At 60.5% G+C, this 11974-nt stretch carries 12 protein-coding genes; 7 read left to right on the top strand and 5 right to left on the bottom strand.

Going from position 1 to position 11974, the window contains the following annotated elements; all coding sequences use genetic code 11:
* Positions 1–112: 112 nt before the first annotated feature.
* Complete coding sequence (locus ASG68_RS01105) at positions 113–565, bottom strand: RT0821/Lpp0805 family surface protein (protein WP_062576565.1); 453 nt, start codon at positions 563–565, stop codon at positions 113–115.
* A 128-nt stretch (positions 566–693) separates the two neighbouring features.
* Here ASG68_RS01105 and pdxH point away from each other — a divergent pair, with 128 nt between their 5' ends.
* Positions 694–1314, top strand: coding sequence for a pyridoxamine 5'-phosphate oxidase (gene pdxH / locus ASG68_RS01100; RefSeq protein WP_062575913.1), 621 nt, complete (start codon positions 694–696; stop codon positions 1312–1314).
* Positions 1315–1325: 11 nt separating this feature from the next.
* Here pdxH and ASG68_RS01095 read toward each other — a convergent pair whose 3' ends face one another.
* The 4 genes from ASG68_RS01095 to ASG68_RS01080 form a co-directional block, all read right to left on the bottom strand.
* Entirely contained in the window at positions 1326–2357 is a 1032-nt protein-coding gene (locus ASG68_RS01095) for a polysaccharide deacetylase family protein (protein ID WP_156373817.1), read from the bottom strand.
* Positions 2358–2536: 179 nt separating this feature from the next.
* Positions 2537–3445 (bottom strand): hypothetical protein, encoded by a 909-nt coding sequence (locus ASG68_RS01090; RefSeq protein ID WP_062575915.1) that lies wholly within the window; start codon positions 3443–3445, stop codon positions 2537–2539.
* A gap of 356 nt (positions 3446–3801) precedes the next feature.
* A complete protein-coding gene (gene tldD / locus ASG68_RS01085; protein ID WP_062575916.1) occupies positions 3802–5217 on the bottom strand; it encodes a metalloprotease TldD in 1416 nt (471 codons plus the stop codon).
* A 149-nt stretch (positions 5218–5366) separates the two neighbouring features.
* The gene (locus tag ASG68_RS01080; protein ID WP_062575917.1) at positions 5367–5912 is read right to left on the bottom strand and encodes an invasion associated locus B family protein; all 546 of its coding nucleotides are present in this window, start codon (positions 5910–5912) and stop codon (positions 5367–5369) included.
* Positions 5913–6347: 435 nt separating this feature from the next.
* On the opposite strand from ASG68_RS01080, the gene coxB reads away from it, so the two are divergent.
* From coxB to ASG68_RS01050, 6 genes are all read left to right on the top strand, one after another.
* The gene (gene coxB / locus ASG68_RS01075; protein WP_062575918.1) at positions 6348–7232 is read left to right on the top strand and encodes a cytochrome c oxidase subunit II; all 885 of its coding nucleotides are present in this window, start codon (positions 6348–6350) and stop codon (positions 7230–7232) included.
* A gap of 21 nt (positions 7233–7253) precedes the next feature.
* The gene (gene ctaD / locus ASG68_RS01070) at positions 7254–8954 is read left to right on the top strand and encodes a cytochrome c oxidase subunit I (protein WP_062575919.1); all 1701 of its coding nucleotides are present in this window, start codon (positions 7254–7256) and stop codon (positions 8952–8954) included.
* Positions 8955–9205: 251 nt separating this feature from the next.
* Complete coding sequence (locus ASG68_RS01065) at positions 9206–10159, top strand: heme o synthase (protein ID WP_062575920.1); 954 nt, start codon at positions 9206–9208, stop codon at positions 10157–10159.
* Positions 10159–10299, top strand: a complete 141-nt coding sequence (locus ASG68_RS31045; protein ID WP_062575921.1) for a hypothetical protein — start codon at positions 10159–10161, stop codon at positions 10297–10299. The genes ASG68_RS01065 and ASG68_RS31045 overlap by 1 nt, the downstream gene beginning before the upstream one ends.
* 15 nt (positions 10300–10314) lie before the next feature.
* Positions 10315–10920: a cytochrome c oxidase assembly protein gene (locus ASG68_RS01055; protein WP_062575922.1), complete on the top strand. Its 606-nt coding sequence runs from the start codon at positions 10315–10317 to the stop codon at positions 10918–10920.
* Between the two features lie 62 nt (positions 10921–10982).
* Positions 10983–11861, top strand: coding sequence for a cytochrome c oxidase subunit 3 (locus tag ASG68_RS01050; protein WP_062575923.1), 879 nt, complete (start codon positions 10983–10985; stop codon positions 11859–11861).
* Positions 11862–11974 lie beyond the last annotated feature (113 nt).

Genomic DNA, 11974 nt, shown 5'->3' with positions numbered 1-11974 from the left:
GGTTAGCCGGAAGGCTCCGGACCCTGCCGAAACGACCCGATCCGGGGCAGATTAGGCTGGTTTGTGAAAGCGTGGTTAATGGCCGGTAGCGAAAAACCGGTGACGGTTCCGATCAGCTGCGCGGGCCGAAGCTGGTCAGATACCATTGGCCGTTGCCGAGCAGGCAGGTGTTGCCGTTGAATTTTGCGATGCCCTGATAGGAGTGACGGGTTGTCGTGAAGCGGCGGCAGGTCGTGCCGTTGACCTGTTCTTCGGCAATGCTGCTGATGACGCCGGCGCTTCCCGATGCCGCATTGGCCCACGGGATCGGGTTGGTCCCGATCGTCGACATATCCGCGGAGGCGACTGCATTGCGCACGGTGATGGCGTCGGAATTGTTCTCCTCTGTCGTCACTGGCGGCACGGAGCTCGTCGAAACGGTGCGGTCCACGTCCTGCGCACCGGCGAGATCCAGCCCCGCGCTCATGCAACCCGACAACAGCCCGGCTGACACAAACAGAACGGCAAGTCCCACCAATCGGGATAAGCCCTTTGTGTCATCGATCCACTTTGCTATGTCTTGCAATGGCATACCTGTCAGACTCGATAGAGCAGTTCGTGGTCGCTGGACCATCGGCAGGCTCTGACACTTATTCTTGAGCGGCGGACCTTCGGGCTCTATCCGCGCCACACATCACGGCATTGGAAGGCAATATGACCGAATCTGGGTTAACAACTGGTGACTTCACGGAAGAGAACGAACCCTTTTCCCTGTTTGGTGCATGGCTAAAGGAGGCTGAGGCAAGCGAGATCAATGATCCCAATGCCTTGGCCCTTGCGACGGTGGATGCGGATGGTCTGCCGGATGTGCGCATGGTGCTTTTGAAGGAGTTCGATGCGCGCGGTTTCGTGTTTTACACGAACTTCGAGAGCCAGAAGGGGCAGGAAATTCTCGGCAACAGGAAGGCGGCCATGTGCTTCCACTGGAAGACGTTGCGCCGGCAGGTTCGCATCCGTGGCCCGGTGGAAATCGTCTCCGACGCGGAAGCCGACGAATATTACAAGAGCCGCGCCCGCGGCAGCCGCATCGGCGCCTGGGCGTCGAAACAGTCGCGTCCGCTCGAAAGCCGTTTCGCGCTGGAGAAGGCAGTCGCCGAATACACGCTGAAATATCCGCTCGGCGATATTCCGCGCCCAGCACACTGGTCGGGCTTCCGCATCCAGCCGACTTCCATCGAGTTCTGGAAGGATGGCGCTTTCCGTCTGCACGATCGCATCGAGTTCCGTCGCGACACGCCGGAGGGTGACTGGAGCAAGGTGCGGATGTATCCGTAACTCGGCTTTGCTCAGCCGCGTCCCATCAACTTGAACGGAATGCCGGAGGAGAGCGCGCTGACATAGCCGGCCTTCTGGAAATAGCCGTTGAGCGAGATGCGGGGTAGGGCCATGACGTCGTCAGTGCCGGATAGCGTGCCCGGCTGTGTCGTCACCGCCGTTGTGAAGCCCAACTCCTGGGCAAGTTTGTGATCACGCGCGGAAACCGCTGCCGTGTCCCCATAGGGATAGGCAAGCGATGTCGGGCGTTTGCCCGTGATCTGCTCGACCCTTGCGACGGAGCGATCCATTTCCCGCCGCGCCACATCATCGGTGAGCCGCGCCAGCGCTCGGTGCGTGATCGTGTGGGCGCCAAGGCTTGCGAATGGATTTGCGATCAGTTGGCGAAGACCGTCTTCGTCAAGAGTCAGTCGCGAGGTTAGTTTCAGCGCATCAATGTCGTACAGCCCGGCCATCGCCTTCAGCCGATCGACGGCCGTTGTTTCATCGATCGAATGAATGAACGTGGCGATGCGGTCAAAGGCTGCCTGCTTCTGCTGAAGGGTCTCGATATCGAGTCGTTCCACCTCTCCGCTGAACTGAAACTGAAGGCGTTTCTCCTGTCCAAGAAGATCAGCCAACGTTTCCCACCAAAGAATATCCTTCCGGTCTATGAAGCCGCCGGCGACGAAAACGGTGAACGGCACTTCATGGCGGGCGAACACCGGTGCTGCATGTTCCAGATTGTTGCGGTAGCCGTCGTCCAGCGTGAAGACCGCGACTGGCTGCCGGTTTTCGGAGGCGAGATGCGCGGGCAGGGCGTCGAGCGCGATAAAGTGATAGCCGTCCCGCTTCAGCCGGGTAATAGCGATATCTAGGAATTCGGGCGTGATTTCCAGATGCGCGTTCGGATCGAAGGTACGCGCCTTTTTCGGCCGGACATGATGCAGCGTGAAGATGGCACCGCGCCCGCGTGCTTGCCGCATGATGCCGCCGGCATGCAGGAAACGGGCGGCCTGGAGCCCGCCGGTAATGGCGGCGCGTTTGACGATCTTTCGCAGCATGGTTTTCACGGTGGCTGTTCCAAATCTGATCTGAAGAGGCGGTGGTGTGAATGATGGTGCGCGACTGTACCGGCGGCGGCGTTAACGCCGGCTGAATCCAGGAGTTGCGTCTTTTGGTCACCGAAACGAAAAAGCGGGCCACTTTTGCGGCCCGCCTTTCGATGTCGTTGTTTGTGCGTTTATCGGGCGACGTAAACGCCGTCGATTTCATCGCGCTGCCTGCCACCAAGCGCCGCACCGACGCCGGCGACGAAGCCGCCGATCAGCAGGGAAAGGGCGCCGAGAAGAGCAAGAGTGGCACTCGCCTTGCGGGCTGTATCGGCTGCTTCCTGCGCCTTGACCTTCGCATCCTCGATGCTCTTCAACACGGCATCGACGCGGGCCTTGGCATCAGCCTCGGACAACCCTGTCCTTGCCGCGATCAACTGATCGAGATAGGCACGGTCGTCGGCTGACATTTCGCCGGCAGCAGCACTGTTGACAAGGATGCGGGAGACCTGGGCTGCCGTATCGTCGCCCGTCGTGCCTGCACCACTCGCCGCCGGAGCAGTGGCAGGGTTTGCCGGACGCAGCAGGCTGTCGACGAAATACGAGGTTGCGGCGCTCGCCTTATCCGAGCTTGCTGCAGCCGCACCAGCGGTAGCCGCGCCCGCGGTGACCGTCGCGGTTGCTTGGACACCGGCGCCGATCGTTGACGAGACAGCAGAACCGAGAGCGCCGGCGACGATCAGTGTCGCTAAGGCCCAGGACAGCACGCCATGCGCGGTATCGCGGAAGAAGACTTCATCCGTATGCACGCCTGTCCATTTGGTGCGCAGGCGGCCGGTAATGTAGCCTCCGAGCCCAGAGGAAACCCACTGGACGATCACCAGCCAGATGGCGGTGGAGACCGCAAAGGTGGTCAGGGAAACGCCCTCGTTCGACCAAGGCGACACCATCGTCATACCCAAGCCGGATCCCAGCAGGGTGAGAAGGAGTGTGACCGCCGCTGCCGCGACAGCGCCCGCGATGATCGCGCCCCAGCTGACGGCTGAATGCGAGGATTCGGTCGTGGTGCCCGCTGGCACCGTAGACACCGGAATTGTCATCGCACCACCTATCGGAAGAAGAGTGCGAGAAGGATAATGATCGGAATCGGAACCCCCAGCAACCAAAGCAAAATACCGCGTCCCATGATGTGTCTCCCTTGCTGTGAACCGACCGCATTTTCAAACAGTTATGCGGTTTCGAGCTGATAACTCGGGCAGTGGGATTTGGTTCCGTCAGGAGTTGCGCGGAATTCGTGTCTTGTCGGCTGTTGCTTCGGAAAGATGTGGAATTGGGACGCGCGGCGGCTGTCGGTGCAGAGCGCCGATACGAGCGTCACGTTTTCGACGAAACGTGACATCGTTTTTCAAAGCGGGAAGTTTCAGTCGGGTGATTGAAGGCTAATCGATCACTGTTGTCAGGCCTGCGTACCGCCCACCGTCATCTCGTTCATGCGCAGATGCGGCTGGCCGACGCCGACGGGGACCCATTGGCCCGCCTTGCCGCAATTGCCCATGCCGCTGTCGAGCTTCATGTCATTGCCGATCATGGTGATGCGCTGCATGGCTTCCGGACCGTTGCCGATCAGCATGGCGCCCTTGACCGGCGCGCCGATCTTGCCGTTTTCGATCAGATAGGCCTCCGTGCAGCCGAAGACGAATTTGCCGGAGGTGATGTCCACCTGGCCGCCGCCGAAGGAGACGGCATAGATGCCCTTCTTGACCGAGGCGATGATTTCGTCCGGCGTCTTGTCACCGCCGAGCATGTAGGTGTTGGTCATGCGGGGCATCGGCACATGGGCATAGCCCTCGCGGCGGCCGTTGCCGGTCGGATTCATGCCCATCAGCCGGGCGTTCTGGCGGTCCTGCATATAGCCGACCAGCTTGCCGTCTTCGATCAGCACGTTATAGGCCGACGGCGTGCCCTCGTCGTCGATGGTCAGCGAGCCGCGTCGGCTTTCGATCGTACCGTCATCGACGACCGTGACGCCCTTGGCGGCGACGGTCTGGCCCATCAGCCCGGCAAAGGCCGAGGTCTTCTTCCGGTTGAAATCACCTTCCAGGCCATGGCCGACGGCTTCGTGCAGCATCACGCCCGGCCAGCCCGAGGAGAGCACCACGTCCATCGTGCCCGCCGGCGCATCGATCGCCTCGAGATTGACCAGCGCTTGGCGCAACGCATCGTCGGCGCCGCGCTGCCAGCTGTCTGTGGCGATGAAATCGCCGAAACCGCGCCGGCCGCCGACGCCGTAGGAGCCACTCTCCTGCCGGTCGCCGTCGCCGACGACGACGGAGATGTTGAGGCGGGTCATCGGCCGGATATCCTGCATGCGCTCACCGTCGGCGCGCAGGATATCGACCACCTGCCAGCTGGCGGCGATGGAGGCGGAGACCTGCCGCACCTTCGGCTCCTTGCCGCGCAGATAGGCGTCGATCTCCTGCAGCAAGGCAACCTTGGCCTCGAAGCTCGGTTCGCCAATCGGGTTCTCGTCGCCATAGAGTTTCTTGTTGGTGCGCTGGGGAGCGGCGGCATAGCTGCCGGAATAACCGCGTGTCACCGCGCCCACGGCATCGGCCGCGCGCTTCAGGGCCGAGAGCGAGAGATCACCCGCATGCGCATAACCGACGGATTCGCCTGCAACCGCGCGCAGGCCAAATCCCTGATCGGTGTTGAAACTGCCGCCCTTCAGACGGCCATTGTCGAAGGAGAGCGATTCCGACTGGCTGTGCTCGATGAACAGTTCACCGTCATCGGCGCCGGACAGCGTCTGCGCCAGAACCTCGCGCACGGCGGCCTCGTCGCTGTCGAACAGTTTGATGAGATCGGTGTTCATGCGCATGCTCCGGATGCTGAGATAGAGAGTGACTTATGTAGGGACAGGCACAGGGAGGGGCAAGCGCAAAGAAAAAGCGGCCGCCGGATATTCGGTCAGCCGCTCTGGAACGCAGGTTGGTCTTTCATCGTGACAAATGAAGGTTTGCCTTATGGCAGCGCGTCGTAACCCTCTCCGAACCCCTTCAGATCGACCGGGATGCCGATGCCTTCTTCCGGAGACTGGAAGACGATGAAGGTGGCGGTGGCACCGCTGCGGAAGGTTTTCAGCAGTTCCTCTTCCAGAACGACTTCGGCATAGCAGCCATCGGAGAAGCAGCGGACGAAATAGGCGCGGCCGATATCCTTGCCATCGACGTTCAGTCCAAGGCCGTTCGGCAGCAGCACGCCAAGGGGCGCCAGCACGCGCAGGATCTTTGCCTTGCGATCGGCGGTCTTGAGCACGACGACGGAGAGGCCCACTTCCGGGCGATCCTCGGCAATGACGTTCTGCATCAGCGCGCACTGCTCGGCCGAAGCGCCGGCCGGCTGGTCGCAGACGATCGACCATGCACCATGATTGGACTTGACCGTGCCGGGCGTGCCTGGCTGCTGCGATCCGGGTTGCTGCTGTTGGGCCGCTGCCGAGAAGGAAAGAAGTGTGGCGGCAAGTCCGAACGCCGCAACCGGCAGCCGGGAAAGGAGGGACAGGCCCATGGAAACCTCAAACTAAAGAATCAGTAGCGGCTATTCTTGAAGTGCGTGCACGCAAATGAAAAGCCCCGGCGGCTACATTCCAGTGCGGTGTGGCGGAAATGGGGCTCTATACGGCGGCATATCGGCGCAACCTGCTGCCAATACTCCCCAATCGGGCCGAACTGCATGGCGTCGGCTGTCTTAAATATGGTATAGGATGGCTCACGGAGAGGAATTGCGGGACTTTGCGTCGGTGGCCCACGGCTGCCTAGCTCCGTCCCGAGGCATGCACCCGCTAAGAGCCTGTGCGAAAAGCAGGGTTTGAGTAAAAATGACGCAGGGGCTTGACGGGACAGATGTTGCGGCGTTGATCAAACTGTGGTTTGAAGCGCTTCAGTATGACGAGGATTCTGCGTTTCGCTTTGATCCTGATCAAGCGCCCAGGGAGACACTATTGTGAAAAACAAGGCTTTTGCAGCTCTGGCATCCACTGCCTGTCTGCTTTTTGCTTCCAACGCCTTTGCTGACAAGCCGGTCGCGTGGCAGACCAATTTTCAGTCGGCTGCAACCGGAATCATGGAAGAAATTACATGGTTCGAGCACTACACGCTGTGGTTCATCGTGCCGATCACGCTGTTCGTTCTGGCGCTGCTGGTCTGGATCGTCGTTCGCTACCGCGAGTCCAAGAACCCGGTCGCTTCCAAGACCAGCCACAACACGGCGATCGAGATCGTCTGGACGCTCGGCCCCGTCGTCATTCTCCTCTTCCTGGCGATCCCGTCCTTCCAGCTTCTGACCGCGCAGTTGACGCCGCCGCAAAATCCGGACCTGACAGTCAAGGCAACGGGCAACCAGTGGTACTGGTCGTATGAATACGAAGTTGGCGAAAGCCCGCTCTCCTTCGACAGTCTTCTCCTCAAGGACGAAGACCGCGACGCTCTCGGCAAGGCCGACAAGGAAGCCTATCCGCGTCTCCTCGCAGTGGACAATGAAGTCGTTGTTCCCGTCGGCAAGACCGTTCGTCTCCTGGTGACTGCAGCCGACGTCATCCATGCTTTCGCCATGCCGGCTTTCGGTGTGAAGATCGACGCCGTTCCAGGCCGTCTGAACGAGACCTGGTTCAAGGCTGACCGCGAAGGCCTCTACTATGGCCAGTGTTCCGAGCTCTGCGGCAAGGACCATGCCTATATGCCGATCGCCGTCCGTGTCGTCAGTGAAGACAAGTACAACACTTGGCTCGCTGCCGCCGCCACCAACATTGGTGACGCGAACAAGGCACTCATGGCTGCAACCGACGGCGCGGCAAAGACCGTCGACGTCGCTGCAAACGCCGCACAGTAATTCGAAGGGGAGCTCAACCCAATGGCCGGAACATCCGCTCATCACGATCACCTTCATGACCATGCCCACGATCACGGGCACGACCATGATCACGACCACGCCCACAAGCCGCTGACCTTCTTTCAGCGCTGGTTCCTCTCGACCAACCACAAGGACATCGGAACGCTCTACCTGATTTTCGCGATCTTCGCGGGTCTCGTCGGCGGCACGCTGTCGGTCTTCATGCGCGCCGAGCTGCAGGAGCCGGGCATCCAGATCTTCCACGGTCTCGCTGCCATGGTCTACGGCTTCGAGGGCGATGCTGCCATCGACGGTGGCAAGCACATGTTCAACGTCTTCACGACGGCTCACGCGCTCATCATGATCTTCTTCATGGTCATGCCGGCGCTGATCGGCGGCTTTGCCAACTGGATGGTTCCGATCATGATCGGTGCGCCTGATATGGCGTTCCCGCGCATGAACAACATCTCCTTCTGGCTGATCATCCCGGCCTTCCTGCTGGTTCTCCTGTCGATGTTCGTCGAAGGTCCGGCCGGTGCCTATGGTGCGGGCGGGGGGTGGACGATCTATCCGCCTTATTCGACCTCGGGCCAGCCCGGGCCGGCCATGGATCTCGTGATCCTCGGCCTGCACATTGCCGGTGCTTCGTCGATCCTCGGTGCGATCAACTTCATCACCACGATCCTGAACATGCGCGCTCCGGGCATGACGCTGCACAAGATGCCGCTGTTTGCCTGGTCGGTTTTGATCACCGCCTTCCTGCTGCTGCTCTCGCTGCCGGTTTTGGCAGGCGGCATCACCATGCTGCTGACGGACCGCAACTTCGGCACGTCCTTCTTCGCGCCTGAAGGCGGCGGCGACCCGATCCTGTTCCAGCACCTGTTCTGGTTCTTCGGTCATCCGGAAGTGTACATCCTGATCCTGCCCGGCTTCGGCATCGTCAGCCACATCGTCTCGACCTTCTCCAAGAAGCCGATCTTCGGTTACCTCGGCATGGCCTATGCCATGGTGGCCATCGGCGCCGTCGGCTTCATCGTCTGGGCTCACCACATGTACACGGTCGGCATGTCGCTTGATACGCAGCGTTACTTCGTCTTCGCGACGATGGTCATCGCGGTTCCGACCGGCGTGAAGATCTTCTCATGGATCGCGACGATGTGGGGCGGTTCGATCCGCTTCACCACGCCGATGGTCTGGGCGATCGGCTTCATCTTCCTGTTCACCGTCGGTGGCGTCACGGGCGTTCAGCTTGCAAATGCCGGCCTCGACCGTGCGTTGCATGACACCTACTACGTGGTTGCCCACTTCCACTACGTCCTGTCGCTCGGCGCCGTCTTCGCGATCTTCGCGGCCTGGTACTACTGGTTCCCGAAGATGACCGGCTACATGTACTCGGAATTCATCGGCAAGCTGCACTTCTGGGTCATGTTCATCGGCGTGAACCTGGTGTTTTTCCCGCAGCACTTCCTCGGCCTCGCCGGCATGCCGCGCCGCTACATCGACTATCCGGATGCCTATGCCGGCTGGAACATGGTGTCCTCGTACGGTTCCTATATCTCGGCCGTTGCGGTTGGTATCTTCCTCTTCGGTGTCTTCGAAGCCTTCGCCAAGAAGCGCGTCGCCGGCGACAACCCATGGGGCGAGGGTGCCAACACGCTGGAATGGCAGCTGTCCTCGCCGCCGCCGTTCCACCAGTGGGAACAGCTGCCGCGCATCAAGTAAGATCGCAGACAGTCGGAGCCGCCGGTAACGGCGGCTCCCTGACAAACAGAACACGCATACCGCGGAGCAGAAGGTTCGCCGGGCAAGTCCTGCACCCACCCTCCGTCATCCCTCGGGCCTGACCTGAGGATCCATTCCACATCTTCCGGCTTGCCGTGGGATGTGGATCCTCGGGTCAAGCCCGAGGATGACGACTGAGAGGGAAGCCGGCAGCTTACCTCTTTCACGAGATTGAACGGAAAAGAGACGACATGACGGTCATCGACAATCACGAAGCAATCGGCCAGGAAGGCGTCCGCCTTTCGGAGGCGTCTGCGCGCGATTTCTTTGAACTCCTCAAGCCGCGCGTGATGTCGCTCGTGGTCTTCACGGGGCTGGCTGGCATGGTGATGGCGCCGGGGCATATCAATCCGTTCCTCGGCTTTATCGCGATCCTCTGTATCGCCGTGGGCGCCGGAGCCTCCGGTGCCCTGAACATGTGGTACGATGCCGATATCGATGCGGTGATGACACGCACGGCAACACGGCCCATTCCTGCCGGCAAGATCCTGCCGCAGGAGGCTTTGGCCTTCGGCCTCGTGCTCTCGGCCTTCTCGGTCTGCATCCTCGGCCTGGTGATCAACTGGCTGTCGGCCGGGCTGCTCGCCTTCACGATCTTTTTCTATGCTGTGATCTACACGATGTGGCTGAAGCGCTCGACGCCGCAGAACATCGTTATCGGCGGCGCCGCCGGCGCATTCCCGCCGATGATCGGCTGGGCCTGCGTCACCAATGGCGTCTCCATCGAAAGCATCATTCTCTTCCTGATCACCTTCCTGTGGACCCCAGCCCATTTCTGGGCGCTGGCGCTGTTCAAGATGCGTGATTACGGTGCGGTCGGTGTGCCGATGCTGCCGAATGTCAGTGGCGAGGCGACCACCAAGACCCAGATTGTCATCTACGCCTGTCTCACCGCGATCATCGGCGTGGTGCCGACGATCGCAGGCTTCGCCAGCATGGCCTACGGTGCATTCGGTACCGCGCTGGGCCTCGGCTTCATCTGGTATTCGATCGGTGTCTACCGCATGCCGGAAGGCGACGAGCGCATGCTGCCGGCCAAGAAACTCTTTGCCTTCTCGATCCTGTATCTCTTCGCGATCTTCTCCGCGCTGATGATCGATCACCTTGTCACCACGCTGTGGCTGACTGCCGGAAAGGTTGCCTGATGGATCTCGTGACACTCACCCCCGCCCAGAAGAAGTCGCGCCGCGGCCGCAATATAGCGCTTGGCGTCGTTCTCTTCGGCCTCGTCGTCCTTTTCTACGTTGTTACGCTGATCAAGTTCAGCAACGGCATGGTTCAATAAGGCGGAGCGACGGTTATGACGGCAGGCAAGTCTGGACCCAACAAGGAACGAGCGAACGGCGTCATCGTCGCGTCCTGCGTCGCCTTCGTCGTGGGCATGACCGGCATGGCCTATGCTGCCGTGCCGCTCTACGACATGTTCTGCAAGGTGACCGGATATAACGGCACGACCAAGCGTGTCGAGCAGGCGTCCGATGTCATTCTCGACAAGACGATCAAGGTGACCTTCGACGCCAATATCGCGTCCGACCTACCGTGGGACTTCAAGCCCGTACAACGCCAGATCGAAGTCAAGATCGGCGAAACGGTCCAGGTCGGTTTCACGGCGAAAAACCTGTCGAAGAAGCCGACGACCGGTCAGGCAGTCTTCAACGTCACGCCGATGGCGGGCGGGGCCTATTTCAACAAGGTCCAGTGCTTCTGCTTCACCGAGACGACGCTGCAGCCTGGCGAGGAGATGGAGATGCCGGTGGTGTTCTTCGTCGATCCGGAGATCGTCAAGTCGGTCGAAACCAAGGACATCCGGACGCTGACGCTTTCCTATACATTCTACGCCCGCGAACCTTCGAAGCCGGTGGCGGCATTGAAGGCGAAGCCGGTCGAAACTGACAACAGACTTTGACAGATCACCGTTTTCGGCTAAGCCGGAAGCGACGAACAGAAAGACTTATCGGGGATATCCACATGGCCGATGCGCATCAGAAGAACCACGACTACCATATCATCGACCCCAGCCCATGGCCGCTGCTTGCCTCGATCGGCGCGTTCGTCATGGCCTTCGGCGGCGTCGGCTACATGCGCTACCTCTCGGGTGGTTCGCTCCACCTGTTCGGTATCGAATGGGCGCATCCGTGGATGTTCTTCATCGGTCTCGCCGTGGTGCTCTACACGATGTACGCCTGGTGGGCGGATACGATCAAGGAAGCGCATGAGGGCCATCACACCCGCGTCGTAGCGCTGCATCTGCGTTACGGCATGATCATGTTCATCGCTTCGGAAGTGATGTTCTTCGTTGCCTGGTTCTGGGCCTATTTCGACGCCAGCCTGTTTCCCGGCGAAGCCATCCAGGCAACCCGTACGGCGTTTACCGGCGGCGCATGGCCTCCGAAGGGCATCGAGGTTCTCGATCCCTGGCACCTGCCGCTCTATAACACCGTCATCCTGCTGCTCTCGGGCACGACCGTCACCTGGGCGCACCATGCGCTGCTGCACAACGACCGCAAGGGCCTGATCAACGGCCTGACGCTGACCGTCCTGCTCGGTGTCCTGTTCTCCTTCGTGCAGGCCTACGAATATGCCCACGCTCCGTTCGCCTTCAAGGATTCGATCTACGGCGCGACCTTCTTCATGGCGACCGGTTTCCACGGCTTCCACGTTCTGGTCGGAACGATCTTCCTGATCGTCTGCCTGCTGCGCGCACTGAAGGGCGATTTCACCCCGAAGCAGCACTTCGGCTTCGAATCCGCCGCCTGGTACTGGCACTTCGTCGACGTCGTCTGGCTGTTCCTGTTCTTCTCGATCTACATCTGGGGCGGCTGGGGCGCACCGGTCGCGCACGGTTGATCGACCTCGGGGTTGAAATTGGATATCGGAACGGCCGCAGCGATGCGGCCGTTTCCATTTCAGAGCTTTGAGAGATGGGAGAATTGACCAAATGTATCCGATAAGATACAAAA

Source organism: Rhizobium sp. Leaf453 (assembly GCF_001425605.1).
Classification (GTDB): Bacteria; Pseudomonadota; Alphaproteobacteria; order Rhizobiales; family Rhizobiaceae; genus Pararhizobium.
The sequence above is the reverse complement of the archived record's forward strand: the minus strand, read 5'-3'. Positions and strand labels throughout refer to the sequence as shown.